Source organism: Defluviimonas sp. SAOS-178_SWC, from assembly GCF_039830135.1.
Classification (GTDB): Bacteria; Pseudomonadota; Alphaproteobacteria; order Rhodobacterales; family Rhodobacteraceae; genus Albidovulum.
In genome coordinates this window covers 1,536,796-1,555,828 of the sequence record NZ_CP156081.1, presented here as the reverse complement: position 1 = coordinate 1,555,828, position 19,033 = coordinate 1,536,796, and the positions used below count along the sequence as shown (strand labels likewise).

General features: G+C 66.9%; 20 protein-coding genes. 9 read left to right on the top strand and 11 right to left on the bottom strand.

Annotation, left to right across the window (positions count from 1 at the left end):
* Window positions 1-15: 15 nt before the first annotated feature.
* Genes rarD through V5734_RS08400 form a run of 3 tightly spaced genes read right to left on the bottom strand, consistent with a single transcriptional unit; the run spans window position 16 to window position 2,441 of the window.
* A complete protein-coding gene (rarD, locus tag V5734_RS08410; RefSeq protein WP_347313055.1) occupies window positions 16-921 on the bottom strand; it encodes an EamA family transporter RarD in 906 nt (301 codons plus the stop codon).
* Window positions 918-1,793 (bottom strand): metallophosphoesterase, encoded by an 876-nt coding sequence (locus V5734_RS08405; protein ID WP_347313054.1) that lies wholly within the window; start codon window positions 1,791-1,793, stop codon window positions 918-920. The genes rarD and V5734_RS08405 overlap by 4 nt, the downstream gene beginning before the upstream one ends.
* Before the next feature lie 45 nt (window positions 1,794-1,838).
* Window positions 1,839-2,441 carry a superoxide dismutase gene (locus tag V5734_RS08400; RefSeq protein WP_347313053.1) on the bottom strand — a complete coding sequence of 201 codons (603 nt, stop codon included), beginning with the start codon at window positions 2,439-2,441 and terminating at the stop codon, window positions 1,839-1,841.
* A gap of 179 nt (window positions 2,442-2,620) precedes the next feature.
* Here V5734_RS08400 and V5734_RS08395 point away from each other — a divergent pair, with 179 nt between their 5' ends.
* On the top strand, window positions 2,621-2,950 hold the full coding sequence (locus tag V5734_RS08395; protein WP_347313052.1) for a hypothetical protein: 330 nt from the start codon (window positions 2,621-2,623) through the stop codon (window positions 2,948-2,950).
* Between the two features lie 98 nt (window positions 2,951-3,048).
* Complete coding sequence (locus tag V5734_RS08390) at window positions 3,049-3,486, top strand: c-type cytochrome (RefSeq protein WP_347313051.1); 438 nt, start codon at window positions 3,049-3,051, stop codon at window positions 3,484-3,486.
* A gap of 67 nt (window positions 3,487-3,553) precedes the next feature.
* Here the strand turns inward: V5734_RS08390 and V5734_RS08385 are convergent, their stop codons facing one another.
* From V5734_RS08385 to V5734_RS08370, 4 genes are all read right to left on the bottom strand, one after another.
* Window positions 3,554-4,114 (bottom strand): sarcosine oxidase subunit gamma, encoded by a 561-nt coding sequence (locus V5734_RS08385; protein WP_347313050.1) that lies wholly within the window; start codon window positions 4,112-4,114, stop codon window positions 3,554-3,556.
* Window positions 4,107-7,088, bottom strand: a complete 2,982-nt coding sequence (locus V5734_RS08380; RefSeq protein WP_347313049.1) for a sarcosine oxidase subunit alpha family protein — start codon at window positions 7,086-7,088, stop codon at window positions 4,107-4,109. The genes V5734_RS08385 and V5734_RS08380 overlap by 8 nt, the downstream gene beginning before the upstream one ends.
* Complete coding sequence (locus V5734_RS08375) at window positions 7,085-7,408, bottom strand: sarcosine oxidase subunit delta (protein WP_347313048.1); 324 nt, start codon at window positions 7,406-7,408, stop codon at window positions 7,085-7,087. Before V5734_RS08375 ends, V5734_RS08380 begins: the two co-directional genes overlap by 4 nt.
* 202 nt (window positions 7,409-7,610) lie before the next feature.
* The gene (locus V5734_RS08370; protein WP_347313596.1) at window positions 7,611-8,855 is read right to left on the bottom strand and encodes a sarcosine oxidase subunit beta family protein; all 1,245 of its coding nucleotides are present in this window, start codon (window positions 8,853-8,855) and stop codon (window positions 7,611-7,613) included.
* A 210-nt stretch (window positions 8,856-9,065) separates the two neighbouring features.
* Here V5734_RS08370 and ccmI point away from each other — a divergent pair, with 210 nt between their 5' ends.
* Genes ccmI through V5734_RS08355 form a run of 3 tightly spaced genes read left to right on the top strand, consistent with a single transcriptional unit; the run spans window position 9,066 to window position 10,974 of the window.
* Window positions 9,066-10,271 carry a c-type cytochrome biogenesis protein CcmI gene (gene ccmI / locus V5734_RS08365; protein WP_347313047.1) on the top strand — a complete coding sequence of 402 codons (1,206 nt, stop codon included), beginning with the start codon at window positions 9,066-9,068 and terminating at the stop codon, window positions 10,269-10,271.
* A complete protein-coding gene (gene ruvX, locus V5734_RS08360) occupies window positions 10,268-10,744 on the top strand; it encodes a Holliday junction resolvase RuvX (RefSeq protein WP_347313046.1) in 477 nt (158 codons plus the stop codon). The genes ccmI and ruvX overlap by 4 nt, the downstream gene beginning before the upstream one ends.
* The gene (locus V5734_RS08355; protein WP_347313045.1) at window positions 10,741-10,974 is read left to right on the top strand and encodes a DUF1289 domain-containing protein; all 234 of its coding nucleotides are present in this window, start codon (window positions 10,741-10,743) and stop codon (window positions 10,972-10,974) included. Before ruvX ends, V5734_RS08355 begins: the two co-directional genes overlap by 4 nt.
* A gap of 101 nt (window positions 10,975-11,075) precedes the next feature.
* On the opposite strand, the gene V5734_RS08350 is transcribed toward V5734_RS08355, so the two are convergent.
* The 3 genes from V5734_RS08350 to V5734_RS08340 all read right to left on the bottom strand — a co-directional run bounded on the left by V5734_RS08350 (window position 11,076) and on the right by V5734_RS08340 (window position 13,615).
* Window positions 11,076-12,161 (bottom strand): ABC transporter ATP-binding protein, encoded by a 1,086-nt coding sequence (locus V5734_RS08350; RefSeq protein ID WP_347313044.1) that lies wholly within the window; start codon window positions 12,159-12,161, stop codon window positions 11,076-11,078.
* Window positions 12,162-12,245: 84 nt separating this feature from the next.
* A complete protein-coding gene (locus V5734_RS08345; RefSeq protein ID WP_347313043.1) occupies window positions 12,246-12,839 on the bottom strand; it encodes a histidine phosphatase family protein in 594 nt (197 codons plus the stop codon).
* A complete protein-coding gene (locus V5734_RS08340; RefSeq protein ID WP_347313042.1) occupies window positions 12,836-13,615 on the bottom strand; it encodes an SDR family oxidoreductase in 780 nt (259 codons plus the stop codon). Before V5734_RS08340 ends, V5734_RS08345 begins: the two co-directional genes overlap by 4 nt.
* 158 nt (window positions 13,616-13,773) lie before the next feature.
* Between V5734_RS08340 and V5734_RS08335 the strand changes: the two genes are divergently transcribed.
* From V5734_RS08335 to V5734_RS08325, 3 genes are all read left to right on the top strand, one after another.
* On the top strand, window positions 13,774-14,784 hold the full coding sequence (locus tag V5734_RS08335) for a Hint domain-containing protein (protein ID WP_347313041.1): 1,011 nt from the start codon (window positions 13,774-13,776) through the stop codon (window positions 14,782-14,784).
* Window positions 14,785-14,865: 81 nt separating this feature from the next.
* Window positions 14,866-15,444, top strand: a complete 579-nt coding sequence (locus tag V5734_RS08330) for an MOSC domain-containing protein (protein ID WP_347313040.1) — start codon at window positions 14,866-14,868, stop codon at window positions 15,442-15,444.
* Window positions 15,445-15,488: 44 nt separating this feature from the next.
* Window positions 15,489-17,096 (top strand): peptide chain release factor 3, encoded by a 1,608-nt coding sequence (locus V5734_RS08325; protein WP_347313039.1) that lies wholly within the window; start codon window positions 15,489-15,491, stop codon window positions 17,094-17,096.
* A gap of 7 nt (window positions 17,097-17,103) precedes the next feature.
* Here V5734_RS08325 and V5734_RS08320 read toward each other — a convergent pair whose 3' ends face one another.
* Window positions 17,104-17,898 carry a glycosyltransferase family 25 protein gene (locus tag V5734_RS08320; protein ID WP_347313038.1) on the bottom strand — a complete coding sequence of 265 codons (795 nt, stop codon included), beginning with the start codon at window positions 17,896-17,898 and terminating at the stop codon, window positions 17,104-17,106.
* Window positions 17,899-18,315: 417 nt separating this feature from the next.
* Between V5734_RS08320 and V5734_RS08315 the strand changes: the two genes are divergently transcribed.
* Complete coding sequence (locus V5734_RS08315; RefSeq protein WP_347313037.1) at window positions 18,316-18,831, top strand: hypothetical protein; 516 nt, start codon at window positions 18,316-18,318, stop codon at window positions 18,829-18,831.
* The last annotated feature ends 202 nt before the right edge of the window (window positions 18,832-19,033 follow it).

Genomic DNA, 19,033 nt, shown 5'->3' with positions numbered 1-19,033 from the left:
CCCTTCGGGGGCGCCCTACCCCGCCACCGGAAGCGCTCGGCGGCGACGCTCCGACCGCAAAACGGCCAGCGAATACAGGCCGAGCGCCAGCCAGATCAGCGGGAAGGCGATCATGTGCCAGCGGGTCACGGGTTCGGCGAAGACCAGAACCGCGGCGGCGAATTGCAGCGTCGGGTTGAGGTACTGAACGAGGCCCACGGTCGCCAGCCGGACCCTCTTCGTGGCATAGGAAAAAAGCATCAGCGGCCCGCCGGTGAGAACGCCGGAAAAAGCAAGCATCAGGGTGACATGCCAATTCTGCCCAAAGGCGCCGCCATCCCCGCCCCACCGGCCGGTATGAATGCTCCAGAGCGAATAAAGCGCGATCGGGGTCAGAAGCGACACCTCTCCTGCGACCGACAGAAGCGGCCCCGCCTCGATCTGCCGCTTCAGCAGCCCGTAGGTGCCGAAGGTCGTGGCCAGACAGAGCGCGATCCACGGCGCCGCGCCAAGACCCACGGTCAGAATGACAACCGCGAGCGCCGCCATAGCCACCGCCGCCCACTGCGCGCCCGCCAAATCCTCGCGGAACAGGACGCGCCCGAATATCACCGCCACGAGCGGGAAGATGAAGTAACCGAGCGACGCCTCGATCGCGTGGCCGCTCTGAATCGACCAGATGAAGACGAACCAGTTGGCCGAGACCATAGCTGCCGCGAACGCGACCATCGCCAGGGAGCGCCCGCAAAGAAGCCGCGCCAGCAGCAATAGGCGCCCCTGCACCGCGAGGACGGCAAGAAAGAAGACCAGCGACCAGAGCGTCCTGTGGGCCAGGACCTCAAGGGGGGGCACATGGGCAATGGCCTTGAAATAGATCCCCGAAAGCCCCCAAACGGTGCAGGCGACGACCATCGCCAGCACACCCTTCGCCGCCTCGGTCATGCGCCGACCTCGATCAGCGTGATCTCGGGCACGACACCGAGGCGCACCGGCAGGATCGAGCAGCCGATCCCGCCCGAGACGATGAGGTCGCGCCCGCCCTCGCGCACATGGCCATAGGCGAAGCGGTTTCCGTATTCGGAAGGAACCACCGGCGACCAGCCGAAGAGCCGCACCTGACCGCCATGGGTATGGCCCGACAGGGTCAGAGCGATCCGGTCGGGGACCTCGGGAAAGATGTCCGGCTCATGCGCCAGAAGGATCGCCGGCGCGTCGTCGGTGAGCTTGGAGAGTGTGCCCCGCAAGTCGTGAAGGCCGCGAAAGATCATCGGACCGATGCCGATCGCAAGCTGATCCTCCAGCCCCGCCAGCCAGAACGGCCCCGTGGCGGAGCCTTCGCCGAGTTTCACCGCATCGTTCTGCAGGACGGGAATTCCCGCCGCGCGCAGGATGCCGGCGATCCGGTTCGGCCCGCCGCCCCGCGCCTGTGCCGCGCGGTCGTGCCACCAGTCGTGATTGCCAAGGATGGCGTGAACACCGAGCGGCGCGGTCAGCTGCGCCAGCACGGCAGCTGTCGCCTCCATCGACACCTTCTTCGTGATGAAGCGGTGCCCCGCCTCCAGATCGCCGAGGATGACAATCAGGTCGGCGCCGAGCGCGTTGGTGCGCGCCACGACCTGCTGTAACCGCTTCAGCGTCAAGAAGGGTTCACCCATATGGACATCGGCGACGACGGCGATCCGCAGCGGCCCTGCCGTCCAATGTGCAGGTGCGATCCGCCAGCGCTTCACCCTCAGCCGCAGCGCAGGCTCGATGAAGAAGCCGTAGGCGGATGTGAAAAGGCCTGCCAGGAACAGTCCCAGCAGGCCCTTCACTATGCCGCGTCGCGAGATCACTTCAATCGCACGCTGCGCCGGTTGTCAGAGGCGCGAGGCCACGTTTTCCCAGTTCACGAGCTTGTCGAGGAAATTCGTGAGGTAGGCGGGACGCTTGTTGCGGAAGTCGATGTAGTAGGAATGTTCCCACACGTCGCAGCCCAGAAGCGCGGTCTGGCCGAAGCAGAGCGGGTTCACGCCGTTTTCGGTCTTGGTAACCTTGAGCGCGCCGTCCTTGTCCTTGACGAGCCAGGCCCAGCCCGAGCCGAACTGGCCCGCGCCGGCGGCGGCGAAATCTTCCTTGAACTTGTCGACCGATCCGAAGGAGTCGGTGATCGCCTTTTCAAGCGCCCCCGGCATCTTCTTGTTCTCGCCCGGCCCCATCATCTCCCAGAACTGGGCGTGGTTCCAATGCTGGCTGGCGTTGTTGAAGATCCCGTTCTGGGCGACCGCGCCGGCCTGGTAGGTGCCCTTGACGATGTCTTCGAGCGACTTGCCCTCCCACTCGGTGCCGGCGATCAGCTTGTTGCCATTGTCGACATAGGCCTTGTGGTGCAGGTCGTGGTGGTATTCGAGCGTTTCCTTCGACATGCCGAGCGATGCGAGCGCGTCGTGGGCATAGGGAAGGTCGGGAAGAGTGAAGGCCATGGTCGGAATCCTTTCGCGCTGAGAGAAAGCTCAACCCGTATAAGCGCGCTCGGGTTCCGAAGGTCAAGGGCGGGCCGGCCGCAGGGCGCGAAAAGGCGCTTCGACATGTCGCGGCCCGGCCGGCGCCCGGCGCGGGCAAAAGGCGTTGAGCCTGTCGCGCGAAGTGTTAAACCCGTGCCATGCTCCGCATGTTCACAAACTGGCTGATCTGTCTTTGCCTGGCCGCCCTTGTCGCGGTGCAGATCGGCGCGCCGGGCGCTGTCGCGGCCGAACCGCCCTGTCACGCCACGAAGGCGTCCGTCTGTCCGGCCGATCCGTCGGCACCCTGTCCTGCGCCCGATGCGGCCTGCCGCGAAACGCTCTGCCTTGGACATGCGGTCGCAGTGGCGATACCGACCCAGCATTTCCCGACAGCACACGACGTCGCGACCAGCGTTCAGGGTGAAGATGCGCCGCCCCTCCACCCGCGTGTGAGCGCAGGAGGCCCCTTGCGTCCTCCGAACGCGTGAAACCGCCGCACCGGCGCGGAGCCCCGCCGCCGGCGCAGCCAAGTCACGCAACATGACCGGCGCGGCGCTTCCGGCCGGTCCAGCCATACGAGGACGAAATGAACAAACCCATTCTCTATTCCATCGCGCTCGCAGCCGTTGTCGGGGCGGGTTACCTCATCCTGCCCCGCGTTCAGAACGCGCCGACAGCGCCCGCCGCCACGGCCGCCCTGCCCGCCGGGGCAATGGTTGCCGTCACTCCGGCCGCCCTTACGGGCAACGAGGTTCTGGGCGAGACCGCGTTCAATGCCAAATGCGCTGCCTGTCACGGCACCAATGCCGCGGGCACCGACGGCAAGGCGCCACCGCTCATCCACAAGTTCTACGAGCCCGGTCACCACGGCGATCAGGCCTTCCTGATGGCGGTGCAGAACGGCGTCCGGGCACATCACTGGCCGTTCGGAAACATGCCGCCGGTCGAAGGGCTGACGGTGTCGGACGTGGCCAATATCGTTGCCTATGTCCGGGCGCTGCAACGCGCCAACGGGATCGACTGACCGAACCGGCAGCGGGGGGTGTTCCGCCCCCCGCGTCCATCAAAGAGGACATCGCCCGAGTGGAAGATCAGGCCGGGAAGAGTTCCGAGCCGGCCTTTGCCGAAACCTCGAGCAGCCCCATGACATAGCCCGCGACCGAGCGGAACGAGACGAGGGTGAATTCCTCAGGCCCCGACTTCCAGAAGGCGGCGGCAACCTGGGCCGTGCGGGTGCGGCGGATCTCGCCCTCGGCGAGCGTGGCGAAATCGACCGGGGACAGCTTCATCAATGCCTCCTCGGCCTTCGCGCCCCGGATCGTGAAGACCGCGCGGGCGTCGGAGACGTCGGCGGCGAGGTGGTGTTCCCCCGCCAAAGCGTTATCAAGCGCTTCGACCGTCGCCACGGCCTCGGCATACGGCACGAGGATCAGAAGCTCGTCCGGCGACATCCAGGCCGCGGCCTTGTCGCCGTTGAGTTCGATCCGGCGCGCCGCCGGAACCGCGGTGCCCGTCGCGGCCTTCACGGCCTTCTTCATCTTGGCCGAGGCGAGATCGCCGCGCAGCGTGATCATGCCGCGCAGGCCCGCTTCCGCGACCTCGACGAAGCCCTTGTGAGAAACGCCTTCCAAGGCGCTGACTGCCTTAGACATTTTGCTTTTCTCCTTCCTTGTCATAGAAGACCGGATCGACGATCCGCGCCTTGACGACCTTGCCATTGTCGACCGGGAAGTCGAGCACCTCGCCCATCCGGTCGGGCCCGTACTTCACCAGCCCCATCGCGATTCCCTTGCCGAGCGTCGGCGAGAAATAGGTCGAGGTGACGCGCCCTTGCGTATTGCGCTGGCCGTTGGCGTTTACCCCCTCGGCCACCGCATAGGCGCCATCGGGGATCACGCCGCCGTCAAGCGTTTCGAGGCCGACGAGTTTCCAGCGATCCGGGCTCGCCATGAAGGAGCGTTCCTGGGCGCGCTTGCCAAGGTAGTCTTCCTTCTTCTTCGAGATTGCCCATTGCAGGTTCAGGTCCTGCGGGATCACCGTGCCGTCGGTCTCGTCGCCGATCATGATGAAGCCCTTCTCGGCGCGCATGATATGCATCGCCTCGGTGCCGTAGGGCATGACCCCGAATTCCTCACCGGCCGCGAGGAGCGCGTCCCAGAAGGCGCGGCCTTCCGAGGCCGGCACCGCGACCTCGTAGGACAGCTCGCCCGAGAACGAGATCCGGTAGATCCGCGCGCGGAAGCCGCCAAGCGTGCCCTCGCGCCACTCCATCGCCGGGAACGCCTCTTTCGAGACATCCATCCCTCCGAGTTTCTCCAGCAGTTTCCGGGCGTTGGGGCCTGCAACTGCCACCTGGGCGTATTCCTCGGTCACGTTCGCGGTATAGACCTTCCAGTCCCACCACTCGCATTGCAGCCAGTCTTCCATCCAGCCGTGGATGCGCTCCGCCCCGCCGGTCGTGGTGTGGCAAAGCCAGCTGTCCTCGGTCAGACGCACGACGACGCCGTCATCCGACAGGAAGCCGTTCTCGTTGCACATGAGACCGTAGCGGCATTTGCCGACTGGCAGCGTCGACATCATGTTGGTGTAGAGCATGTCGAGGAAGCGGCCGGCATCCGGGCCCTTGACGATGATCTTGCCGAGCGTCGAGGCGTCGAGCAGGCCGACCGCGTTGCGGGTGTTGCGGATCTCGCGGTTGACCGCGTCATGCACGCCCTCGCCGTGGCGAAGGAAGCAGTAGGGCCGCCGCCATTGCCCGACCGGCTCCCAATGGGCGCCGTGGGTCTCGTGCCAGCCATGCATCGGGGTCTTGCGCAAGGGCTGGAAGATCTCGCCCCGCGCCTCGCCGGCAATGGCCCCCATCGAGATCGGGGTATAGGGCGGTCGGAAGGTCGTCGTGCCGGTTTCCGGGATGCCCCGGCTCAGGGCATCGGAAAGCACGGCGAGGCCATTGATATTGCTGATCTTCCCCTGATCCGTCGCCATGCCGAGCGTGGTGTAGCGCTTGGTGTGCTCGACGCTTTCGTAGCCTTCGCGTGCGGCAAGCTGCACGTCGGAGACCTTCACGTCGTTCTGCGGGTCGAGCCACATCTTCATCCGAAGCGCGGGGCCGGCGCCCTGCGGCATGATCCAGACCGGCATCATCGGCGTTTCCTCGCCGCAGACCGCGCCCGGCGCGGCGCCCGCGCCGCCAGCGGCGGCATGCGCGTCGGCGAGAACCTCGTGGGCGTTGAGGATGCCGTTCGCGGAGCCCACGGCCGTCACCATCGCCGCGCCGTCCGCGCCGGTGGCGGGACGCTTGGCGTCGGGGCGGAACATCGCCTGCGCCTCGTCCCAGATCAGCTTGCCGCCGCAATGGGACCAGAGATGAACGACCGGCGACCAGCCGCCCGACATCGCCACGGCGTCACAGGCGATGGTCTCAAGCTCCGCGCCCTCGCCCGCCTGTACGCACAAGGAAACGCCGGTAACCCGTTTCGATCCCTTGACTTTCGCGATCCCGTGCCCCTCGATCACGCGCAGACCTCGGGCCCGCGCCTCCTCGGGCAGCGCGCCCTTCGCCTCGGGCCGCGCGTCGATGATCGCGGGCACGACGAGGCCCGAGTCGAGAAGCGCCAGCGCCGTACGGTAGGCATCGTCGTTGTTGGTCACGATCACCGTGCGGTCGCCGGGGCTGACGGCCCAGTTGACGACGTAGTCGCGCACCGCGGAGGCCAGCATCACGCCCGGAATGTCGTTGCCGGCGAAGGAGAGCGGACGCTCGATCGCGCCGGTCGCGGTGATGATGTGACCCGCGCGCATCCGCCAGAGCCTGTGGCGCGGACGGCCGTCGCCCGGCGTGTGGTCGGCGATACGCTCGTACATCAGAAGGTAGCCGTGGTCGTAAAGACCGGAGGCCATCGTCCGCGAACGCAGCGTGACATTCTCCATACCCTCAAGGGCTTCCACAGCCTCCTTCACCCAGTCCGAGGCGTCCATGCCCTCGATCTGAACGCCGTCCACGACCGCGCGGCCACCCCAATGGACGCTCTGCTCGATCAGCCAGACGCGCTTGCCCTTCTTGCCAGCGGCAAGGGCCGCGGCAAGGCCGGCGATGCCGCCACCGACGATCACCAGATCGGCGAAGGCGTAGGCATATTCGTAGCGGTCCTCGTCGCGATGCTGCGGCACCTTGCCGAGGCCGGCCGATTGGCGGATCACCGGTTCGAAGACATGCTTCCAGGCAAAGCGCGGGAACATGAAGGTCTTGTAGTAGAAGCCGCCGGGCAGGAAGCGCGCAAAGCGGTCGTTGATGGCGCCCACGTCGAATTCCAGGCTGGGCCAGTGGTTCTGGCTGGCCGTCTCTGCGCCGTCGAACAGCTCGGTCGTGGTCAGGCGCTGGTTCGGTTCGAACTTGCCGCCAGTGCCAAGACCGACGAGGCCGTTCGGCTCTTCCGCGCCGCTCGCGATCACACCGCGCGGGCGGTGATACTTGAACGAGCGGCCGACCATCATCTGGTCCTGGCCGAGAAGGGCCGAGGCGAGCGTGTCGCCGGCATAGCCCTGCATCTTCCGCCCGTTGAAGGTGAAGGAGAGCGGTTTCGTGCGGTCGATGAGGCGGCCGCCCTTCTGAAGACGCGTGCTCATTTGTAGCCCTCCCAGCCCGGGCGTTTCGCCTTGATCTTCGCCTGCAGATCGGCGGGCGGCTCCTTCGACTGCGCCGGATATGTGCCAAACACTTCCAGCGTCGCGGTGCAGCGCGCGGCAAGGAACCACTTGCCGCAGCCATAGGCATGGCGCCAGCGTTCGAAATGCACGCCCTTGGGGTTCTTGCGGCTGAACATGTAGCCGTCGAACTCCTCGTCGGTCGAGCCCGGCCCGTAGCGCTTCAGATGCGCCTCGCCACCGGCCTGGAGTTCGGTTTCCTCGGCGTTGACGCCGCAATAGGGGCATTCAAGGGTCAGCATCGTGCGGGCTCCTTGTTGAAGTTCACGACGTGCATGCCCAACTCTTTCGAATGGACACGCTGTTGAAGCTTTCGCCTCTCGCTATTCTGCTGGTCGCCGCGTTCGTCATGGTTTGGCGCGGTCTCGGAGCAAGCGCCCATGACAAGGGAAAAACCAAAGGCGGCGGTCCCGATTTCCCCGGCAAAAACTTGTTCTAGCCCCATCAGTGCGCCACCCCCGCCGCGACGCTTTCGTCGATGAACTTGCCTTCGCGGAAGCGGTACATGGAAAACTCCTCGGCGAGCGGCGAGGCCCCCCGCGCCATCAGTTCGGCCATCGCCCAGCCCGAACCCGGGATCGACTTGAAACCGCCGGTGCCCCAGCCGCAATTGACGAAGATGCCGTCGACCGGCGTCTTCGAGATCAGCGGCGAGCGGTCGCCGGTCATGTCGACGATGCCGCCCCACTGGCGCAGCATCTTCAGGCGGCTGATCATCGGGAAGGTCTCGACCAGCGCCCGCACGGTTTCCTCGATATGGTGGAAGGAGCCGCGCTGGGTGTAGTTGTTGAACCCGTCCGTGCCGCCGCCGATCACCATCTCGCCCTTGTCGGACTGCGACATGTAGCCGTGGACGGTGTTGGCCATCACGACCACGTCCATGCAGGGCTTGATCGGTTCGGAGACGAGCGCCTGAAGCGCCAGGGATTCGATCGGTAGCCGGAAGCCCGCCATCTCGGCCAGAACCGACGAATGCCCCGCCACGACCATGCCGAGCTTGTCGCAGTCGATGGCACCCTTCGAGGTGTCGATGCCGACGACCTTGCCGCCTTCGGTGCGCACGCCCGTGACCTCGCATTGCTGGATCACGTCCATGCCCATCGCCGAGCAAGCCCGCGCGTAGCCCCAGGCCACGGCGTCGTGCCGCGCGGTGCCGCCGCGCGCCTGATAAAGCGCGCCGAGGACCGGATAGCGCGGCCCGTCGATATTGATGATCGGTACCAGTTCCTTGACCTTCTGCGGCGAGATCCACTCGGTCGAGACGCCTTGAAGGTTGTTGGCATAGACGGTGCGCTTGTAGCCCCGGACCTCATGCTCGGTCTGGCCGAGCATCAGAAGGCCGCGGGGGGAGAACATGACGTTGTAGTTCAGGTCCTGGCTCATCGTCTCGTAGAGCGAGCGGGCCTTTTCGTAGATCGCGGCGGAGGGATCCTGAAGGTAGTTCGAGCGGATGATCGTGGTGTTGCGCCCGGTATTGCCACCACCGAGCCAGCCCTTCTCGATGATCGCGACATTCCTGATGCCGAAATTCTTGCCGAGGTAATAGGCGGTGGCCAGCCCGTGCCCGCCGGCGCCGACGATCACCGCATCGTATTTCCGCTTCGGCGCGGGCGAGCGCCAGGCCCGTTCCCAGCCCTGATGGTAGCTCATCGCTTCCCGCGCGATGGCGAAGACCGAATAGCGTTTCATGGCCATGACGAATCCCTTTCCGGCGCGATGCGGCACCTGTGGCGGCTTGATGGACCGTCTCGCGTTTGGCAACCGTCTGGCAAGCGTCGTATTGGGGAAAAATGCGACATTGGCGGCGTGCTGCGACAACTGGACCGCGTTCGGACCGGGGCTTTGGCCTTCCCCGGCGGGGATGGAAGGCTTAAGTGAGACGGCAGAAACGGGGATGCGATGCTGTTCTGGATCTTTTCACTGGCGCTCGCGGCGCTGATCGGGGCGGTTCTGGTGCGCGCGACGCTGAAGGGCGGCGCGGCGCGGCCCGAGGTCAATGCGGATATGCAGGTCTACCGCGACCAGCTGGCCGGGATCGACCGCGATCTCGCGCGCGGCGTGATCAGCGCGGCGGAGGCCGACCGCACGCGAATCGAGGTGTCGCGCCGACTCCTGGAGGCCGACCGCGCCGGGGTCGCGCCGGAAAAGCGCGGCTCGCCGGCCCTGCCCGTGATCGCGGTCGCGGTCGCCCTGGCCGGAAGCGTGGCGCTCTATCTCCGGACCGGCGCGCCGGGCTACCCCGACCTGCCGATTTCGGAGCGCCTGGCGCGGGCCGAAGCCTTCCGTGCGGAACGTCCGTCGCAGGCGGCGGCCGAGGCCGAAACCGTGCTGCCCGAACATCCGGCGCCCGATCCGGCCTATGCGGATCTGATGGCGCGGCTGCGCCAGGCCGTCGCGGCCAATCCCGACGATATCGCCGGCCAGCGGCTCCTGGCGCGGAACGAGACGGCGCTCGGCAATTTCGCGGCCGGGGCCGAGGCGCAGACGCGGGTCATCGCGCTTGCCGGTGACGCGGCGACGGCAACGGACTACGCGACGCTGGCGGACAGCTATGTCATGGCGGCCGGCGGCTATGTCTCCCCCGAGGCGGAGCAGGCGCTGGCCTCTGCCCTCGAGCGCGATCCGAAGAACGGCACCGCGCGGTTCTACACGGGGCTGATGTGGGCGCAGGCCGGGCGGCCAGACCTCGCCTTCCGGTTCTGGCGCGCGCTTCTGGAGGAAGGGCCGGAAGAGGCGCCGTGGATCGCACCGATCCGGTCCCAGATCGGCATGCTCGCCACGGCGGCCGGGGTCGACTACACGCCGCCCGCCGCGCCCGGGGCTCAGCCGGGGCCCGATGCGGCCGACCTGGCGGCGGCCGCGCAGATGAGCGATGAGGATCGGCAAGGCATGATCCGCTCGATGGTCGACCGGTTGTCCGACCGGCTCACGACCGAAGGCGGGCCACCGGAGGACTGGGCGCGGCTGATCTCGTCCTTGGGCGTTCTTGGCGAGGCCGAGCGCGCGGCGGAGATCTGGGCCGAGGCGCAGACGGTCTTCGCTGGTCACGAGACCGAGCTTGCGACCGTCCGGGCGGCGGCGGAGCAGGCGGGGGTCGCCAAGTGATCTTCGAGACGGTCGAGGACTTCGCTTCCGCCCTGCCCCGCGACCGGGCTTTGGCCGGGCTCGATCTTGGCACCAAGACCATCGGCGTAGCGGTTTCCGACCGCCGGCTCTCGGTTGCGACGCCGCTCGAAACCATCCGCCGCACGAAGTTCACCGCCGATGCCGAAGCCCTTCTGGCGATCTGCGCGAAGCGCGAGATCGGCGGGCTGATCCTCGGCCTGCCGTTCAACATGGACGGAACGGAGGGGCCGCGCTGCCAGTCGACCCGCGCCTTCGCGCGCAACCTGACGCGCCTCACCGATCTGCCGATCGGCTATTGGGACGAACGCCTCTCCACCGTCGCGGCGGAAAGGGCGCTTCTGGAGGCGGATACGACCCGCAAACGTCGCTCCGAGGTGATCGACCATGTTGCGGCGGGATATATTCTGCAAGGCGCGCTCGACCGGATCGGGCATCTGAGGCGGACCCAATGACCGACGACGTCTGGAAACGGCAGGAAATCGACAGCCCTTGCGTCAAGGTCTGCGTCGTCCATCCGACCGAACGGCTCTGCGTCGGCTGCCTGCGGTCCATCGACGAGATCGCGGGCTGGGGACGGATGACGCCGGAGGCGCGCCGGGCGATCATGGCGGAACTGCCCGCACGCGCGCCGCGGCTGCGCCAAAGGCGCGGCGGACGGGCGGCGCGGACGGGGCGCGAGTAAGGGCGCACATCGCCCGTAGTCCCTGCGCCGGCACTTGGTGCTGTACGGACCTTCGAACAATTCGCTCAAGGACGCACCCGACCTCGGGTCGATCCGTTTTCTTAGCCAGACCGGGGAAAGACGAAACAGCGGTCGCGGCGGATCATGAGCCACATCACCGTTCCCGGCTTCGGCAGGAACACCCCCGGCACCGTCGCCTTGAGGATCTCGCCGCCCGCATCCATGCGGAACTCGACAAGGCTTTCACGTCCCATGAACCGCGCCCGTTCCACCACCGCGCGTGCCGGTGTGCCGTCCTCGGCCGTCGGATTGGGGCCGCGCCCGGCGCGGTCGAAGTCGATCTTGAGGTGCTGCGGGCGGATGACGATCTCCACCTCTGTGCCATCGGCCACACCGGGGGCGAGGAACTCGCCGAACGGGGTCTGCGTCAGCGCGCCACGAACTTCGCCGCGCAAGATGTTGATATCGGAGAAGAACGCCGCCGCCTCCCGGTCGACGGGGGCGTTGTAGATATTGTAGGGCGCGCCATGCTGCACGACGCGGCCGGCGCGCATCAGAGCGATCTCGTCCGCCATGCGCATCGCCTCGTGCGGCTCATGCGTGACGAGAAGGACGGCCGCGCCTTCCTCTTTCAGGAGCGCCAGCGTTTCGTCGCGGATCCCGTCGCGAAGCCGTTCGTCGAGGCCGGAAAAGGGTTCGTCCATCAGAAGGATGCGGGGCCGCGGCGCCAATGCGCGGGCCAGCGCCACGCGCTGCTGCTCCCCGCCCGACAACTCGTGCGGATATTTCGGTCCGAACCCGCAGAGCGAGACCCGCTCGAGAAGCTCACCGACCCGTCGCGCCCGCTCATCGGGCCCGCGCGGCAGGCCGAAGGCGATGTTCTCCTCGACCGAGAGATGCGGAAAGAGCGCGAAATCCTGGAAGATCAGCCCGATGGAGCGCCGTTCGGGGGGAACCCGGAAGACCGTGTCGCAAACAAGCACGCCATCGACGAGGATGCGGCCGGCATCCTGCATGTCGACGCCGGCGATCATCCGGAGCGTCGTCGACTTGCCACAGCCCGAAGGACCGAGAAGGCAGGTCACCTGACCGGCCTCGATCGTGAGAGACACGTCGTCAACCACCGTCCGCCCGTCGAAATGGCGAATCAGGTTCTGTACCTCCAGGCGTGGCGGTGTGGCGGTCAAGTCCGGTCATCCCTTTCCCCGAGCGAATTCGTCGGGTTTGGACCCGGATAGCAGCCCCCGCCCCAGCCCGCAAGCGCGATGGCCCTATCCGCCCAGCGTCTCGACCGGCTGCCAGCCATGCATCACGGACATCCCCTCCAGCGCGATGGCAAAGCAATAGCCCCCGCCGGCGGGTTGATCGCGTGCCCGGTCGATGGCCCATCCGGCGAAATGGCAAAGAAGCAGTGTCCCGACCCCGCCATGACCGACGATCAACAGATCGCCGGTTGCGGTCTCCGCGAGGATCGCGCGCAGATCGGAAAGCACGCGCCTCTGTGCCGCACGCGCCGTCTCCCACCCGTCGGCGCTCTCTTCGGGACGGCCGAAGAACCGATCCGCCAGCGCCTCGTGCCGCGCATGCGGCACATAGCCGGTCGACGACCGGTCGATTTCGCCCTGCCTCGGACGGATCTCGATGGCGAGGCCCAGGGCCTCCGCCAGCGGCAGCGCGGCCTCGCGGGCTTTGCGTTCGGCCGAGGAGATCACCCTGTCCGTTCCCGCCGGCCAACCACGGGCCGCCACCGCGGCGATCCGGGCCTGCCCGCGCGGGTGCAGCCCCCATTCCGGCACCGGAACTGCGGGGGCGATAGCAACTTCCGGATGGCTCAGGTAGCGCAGGACCGGACCGGCGCCGCTCACAGCGTCGCGTTCATCGCGCCGCCGTCGAGCAAGATGTTCTGCCCGACGATGAAGCCCGCATGGGCCGAACAGAGGAACGCGCAGACGGCGCCGAACTCCGCCGCCGTGCCATAGCGACGGACGGGTATCGTCGCGGCGCGTCTCTGCCGCGCCTCCTCGATCGTGATTCCTTGCGCCTTAGCGACGCCGCCATCGAGCGAATCCGCCCGGTCGGTCGCATGGATGCCGGGCAGCAGGTTGTTGATGGTGACGCCGGCCGGGGCCACCTGCCGCGACGTTCCCGCGACGTAACCCGTCAACCCGGCGCGCGCGGCGTTCGACAGGCCCAGCTGCGCTATGGGCGCTTTTACCGATTGCGAGGTGATGTTGACGACCCGGCCCCAGCCCCGCGCCATCATCGCCGGCATCAGGGCCTTCATCAGTGCGATGGGCGTCAGCATGTTCGCGTCGAGGGCGCGGATGAAATCCTCGCGGTCCCAGTCGGACCACAGGCCCGGTGGCGGACCGCCGGCATTGGTGACGAGGATGTCGATGTTTCCCGCCGCCGCCAGAACCTCGGCACGGCCCGCCTCGGTCGTGATGTCGGCCGCGACCTCGGTCACGGCAACCCCGTGCGCGGCGCGGATCGCCGCCGCCGTCTCCGCCAGCGCCTCCGCCCCGCGCGCGTTCAGCACGAGGTCGACCCCCGCCGCCGCCAAAGCCTCCGCGCACCCGCGCCCGAGGCCTTTCGACGCGGCGCAGACCAGCGCCCTCTTGCCGCGAATTCCCAGATCCATCGTCATCTCCTGTCAGTCGCGGGCCAGAATACCCAATGACCGGCCACGCACCAGCCCGAATGGGCAGCCCCCGCCGCCTCTGCGCGTTGACGGTGAAGCCACGGCTTTGGTAATCGAGGACAGGGCGGGCCCTCACCGCCGAGGTCGAAGGTCGAAAGATGCCGGATCGAACCGAGATGCTGCCCGCCCATGCGGCGCATGCCTATCCCGCGCGCGCGCTCCGCGTCGCGAGCGGCGCCAATCTCGGCGATCCGATCGCAGACGCCGGGCTGGTGGAGCCGGGCGACGTTTACCGGCTCGACCGCGAGGCGCCGTCGCTGCGGCTGATGCTCGCCCCCGTCGCCGGCGACCGGCAGGCCCAGACGCTGGCCGAGGGATCCGAGATCGGCCAGCCCGGCGACAGGGTCGGCCTGCTCTCGCTCCTGACGCTGATGGCGCCCGACGGCGACCAGGTGGAGGTGCTGATCGTTCGACATGATGCGTCGGGCGAGAGCCTCGCCATCCCGCTTTCTCCGATTGCGCCGCGCTTCGACTACACGCTCATCGCCGCAAGCGCCGATATCGGCGATATCCGCATCGCCGATATCGTCTGCGTGTCCTTCGCCTCCGGCACGATGGTTACGCTGCCGGGCGGCGCCCAGCGTCCGATCGAGGCGCTACAGCCGGGCGACAAGATCCTGACCCGGGATCACGGTCCGCAGGAGGTCCGCTGGATCGGCAAAGCCACTCTGCGCGCCAAGGGGGCCTTCGCGCCGGTGGTGATCTCGGCCGGAACACTTGGCAACGATACCGACCTCGTCGTCAGCCCGCATCACCGGGTCTTCATCTACCAGCGCGGCAAAAAGCGGCTCGGCGGCACGGCGGAGCTTCTCGTGCAGGCGAAGCATCTCGTCGACGGCGATACCGTGACCCGGCGCGAGGGCGGTTTCGTCGACTATTACAGCCTCGTCTTCGACCGGCACGAGATCATCTATGCCGAGGGCATCCCGGCCGAAAGCCTGATGGTGAACGAGGCTACCGTGATGCTCATGCCGGCGGATCTGGCCGAGGAGGTCAAGGCGCGCTTTCCCGGCCTGAGCCAAAGCCAGCATTTCGGCACCGAGGTCGGGCGCGAGATCCTCGACGATGCCGCACGCAAGGCGCTCCTGCGCGGAAAAGCGGGGCGCTGAGGTGCCCGCTCCGTGGCGTTTTCCAATGGCGCGCGATGGGCTATTCTGCGACCGGCAATCGCAGCCCTATCGGAGAAGCTGATGACTCAGACCATTCATCCTGCCGTCGATCGCTTCCGGAGCCGGGAAGAGCTTCTGACCTCCCTGCCCCGCATCATGGCCGCGCCGAAGGATGACGGCACGGTGAGGGCGATCGTCGTCCGCCCGGAACCGGGGGCGCGGCACATGCCGGAGGTGGCGCAACTCAGCCTCGCGGGCGGGGTCGAGGGCGACCATTGGGCGAAGGGCTGCTGGCTCTCGACCGGGGACGGCAAGCCCCATCCCGACGTGCAGATCTGCATCATGAACGCGCGCTGCATCGAGGCGATCGCGGGCGCGGTCGAGAACTGGGGCGCCGCCGGCGACAACCTCTTTCTCGACATGGATACGTCGCCCGCCAACATGCAGCCCGGCACGCGGCTCGCCCTTGGTTCGGTCGAGCTTGTCATCACCGACACGCCGCATAACGGCTGCCAGTCCTTCATCGACCGCTATGGCCGCGATGCCTGCCTCTTCGTCAATACCGGAGAGGGCAAGGCGCTGCGCCTGCGGGGAATCTACGGGCGGGTGACGAAGGACGGCACCGTCCGGTGTGGCGATACGGTCCGCAAGATCGGCTGACGGTCCCTTCCCTTCACACGCGCCTGCCGCTATATGCCCGGGCCATGCTTCAGACGCCCACCAACCGCCCAGACCTTCCCGCCGAGATCGCCCGGCGGCGGACCTTTGCCATCATCTCGCACCCCGATGCGGGCAAGACCACGCTGACCGAGAAGTTCCTGCTGTTCGGCGGCGCGATCCAGATGGCCGGACAGGTCCGCGCCAAGGGCGAGGCGCGCCGCACGCGGTCGGACTTCATGAAGCTGGAACAGGACCGGGGCATCTCGGTCTCGGCGTCGGCCATGTCGTTCGATTTCGGGCGCTACCGTTTCAACCTCGTCGACACGCCCGGCCACTCGGACTTTTCCGAGGACACCTACCGGACGCTGACCGCCGTCGATGCGGCGATCATGGTGATCGACGGGGCGAAGGGCGTGGAAAGCCAGACCCGCAAGCTTTTCGAGGTCTGCCGGCTCCGCGACCTGCCGATCCTGACCTTCTGCAACAAGATGGACCGCGAGGCCCGCGACACGTTCGAGATCATCGACGAGATCCAGGAAAACCTGGCCATCGACGTGACGCCCGCGTCCTGGCCGATCGGCATGGGCCGCGACTTCCTCGGCTGCTACGACATCCTGCACGACCGGCTGGAACTGATGGACCGCGCCGACCGCAACCGGGTGGCCGAGTCGATAAAGATCGAAGGGCTCGACGATCCGAAGCTTGCCGACCACATCCCGGCCGCCCAGCTCACGAAGCTCCGCGAGGAACTGGAGATGGCGCGCGAGCTTCTGCCCGCCTTCGACCGCCAGTCCTTCCTCGAAGGGCATCTGACGCCGATCTGGTTCGGCTCCGCGATCAACTCCTTCGGCGTCAAGGAACTGATGAAGGGCATCGGGGAATACGGGCCGGAGCCGCAGGTCCAGAAGGCCGCCGAACGCGAGATCGCGCCGGAAGAGGACAAGGTCGCCGGCTTCGTCTTCAAGGTGCAGGCCAACATGGACCCCAAGCACCGCGACCGGGTGGCTTTCGTCCGCCTCGCCTCGGGCCACTTCGAGCGCGGCATGAAGCTTCTGCACGTCCGCTCGAAGAAGCAGATGGCGATCTCCAATCCGGTCCTCTTCCTCGCCGCCGACCGCGAACTTGCGGAAGAGGCCTGGGCGGGCGACATCATCGGCATTCCGAACCACGGCCAGCTCCGCATCGGCGACGCGCTGACCGAGGGCGAGGCGTTGCGCTTCACCGGCATCCCGAGCTTCGCGCCGGAACTGTTGCAGACCGTGCGCGCGGGCGATCCGATGAAGGCCAAGCACCTTGAGAAGGCGCTTACGCAGTTCGCCGAGGAAGGTGCCGCCAAGGTCTTCAAGCCCGCGATCGGTTCGGGCTTCATCGTCGGTGTCGTCGGGGCGCTCCAGTTCGACGTTCTGGCCAGCCGGATCGAGCTGGAATATTCGCTGCCGGTCCGCTTCGAGCCCACGCAGTTCACCTCCGCCCGCTGGGTGACGGGCCCGAAGGCCGATGTCGAGAAGTTCGTGAACGCCAACAAGGGCCATATCGCCCACGACCACGACGGCGACATCGTCTATCTCACCCGGCTTCAGTGGGACATCGACCGGATCGTGCGCGACCACCCGGCGCTGCAGCTTTCGGCCACGAAAGAGATGATGATCTGAGCCGCGCTCAGTCCTCGCCGGCAAACCGCATCTCGACCCGCTCCACCTCGCCCCGGCGCGTTTCGGCCGCAAGCCTGCGGCGCGCGACGTGGTCGCGGAGCCGCCGTCCAATCGTTCGCTTGCCTTCGCTCCGCGCCGGGCCGATATCCGAGCCGAACCGAGCCACATCGTGAAGGACGGGCGCGGGATTGACGAAACCGGGCCTGAGAAGATCGAAGCCCAAAGCGGCCTCGGGTCCGAAGAGGAAATGGTCGACCGGCACACCGAGTTTCGGGAAGCGGCGCAATAGCTGCCGCGCGGCATCTGCGGTGAGGACATAGCCGCAGGTGCCGAGGAACCCGCTCCGCATCCGGTAGAGCCGCATGCCCCCCGTGATCGGGCCGAGGTCTTGGCCGACCGGAAAGCGGCGGCTTTGTTGCGGGCCGGGCCAGAACTCGATCTTGAGGGCCCCCATGCCGTGGCGCCGCATGTGCCCGGCGAGATCGGCGCTCGCAAGCCGAACGAACGCGTCGGAAAGCCGCGCATCGTCCTCCAGCACGATTGCCGCCTCAGCCTCGCCCGACGCGATCTCGCGCCAAAGCGCCTGGTGGCTGAGCGAACACGCCATGTCGCCCGGCGTCGCGGGAAAGGCGCGGGACAGCTCGCCCGCGCCGAACTCCGCTGTCAGCCAGTCGTCCGACACCGCGAGACGGTCGATCGCCTCGACGCGGCGCCAGGAAAGTCCGAACCCGTCAAGCCCGGCGGCGATCGCGGCCAGCCGGTCCGGCGCCCGGTCGAGGTTGATCACGTAAATCGGCGGCATCGTCGGCCTGGTCCCTCGTCATGCGGGGACAACCCTAGTCCCGGGCGCGCGGCCCGACAATGAGACCCATTAGGATCGCATCGCGAGGGTCCAAAATGGTGGAAATTTCCCCATCCGCAAGGCGGTTTCGGGAGATTGAACAGTGGGTTCGAAGACGAATCCAATCCTGTTCGAATCATGGCAATTGTTCCCGCCCATGCCAAAAATGCCAATTTTTTCGGCACTCCTGGGCGCGCGAACAAGGCAATTTCTTGTCAACCATAGGCAGATTTCCGCCGCCATCGTTCCCCGACGCGCAATTGTGGGCTGAATGCGGCCTGTCTGTTTCTCATTTGGCAACAACTGCCCAGATTGCCTCAAAATTGTCTCATTTCACCAAAGGATTGACCTACCACCCGCAACAATACCGGAGCTGCCATGATTAATGTCTCGATCAAAGCGCTGGCTGTGGCAGCCGCGATGGTTTCGGCCGGGCCTTCCCGCGCCGCGGTCATCGACCTCGTCGCCGACAGCGGATGGAACAGATTTGCGTTCGGCGACGTTGGCACCACCGTCATGCGGAGATACAGCTTCTCCCTTGCCGCGAATGCCATCCTGACGATCGTCGATGGCTTCCTGGCCGGGGATCAGTTCGAGGTCTTCGCCAACACCCTGTCGCTCGGGACGACCTCCGCCCCGGTGACACCTTCGGCCAATACCGGAATGAACTTCGACGCAGCACTCGCCGACGGCGACCACAGCTCGGGCGCGTTCCTTCTCGGGCCGGGGGACTACCTGATCTCGATGGACGTGCTCGCACGTTCGCCGGGAGTGGTCGGCAACCATCTCGGGGCGATCCGTCTCGACATGGCGGCCGTGCCCGTGCCGGCCGGCGGGGCTCTCCTGCTGTCCGGCCTGGGACTTGCGGCGCTTCTGCGCCGCCGTCGCGGGTAGGTTCAAACAGGCATCGGGCGCTATCGGCAGTAACAAGAGTACCCACCCAAAACACACCCACCCAAATACCCAAGCCAAGGCGCCGTCCGCTTCCCCCCAAAGCGGGCGGCGCCACCCTTTCGGGGGCCACTTCCCCCGGCAGATTGACCTTGCCGCGAAAGTGCAGTACGCCACAGCACCCACATCCGGTGGGATCTTGCCG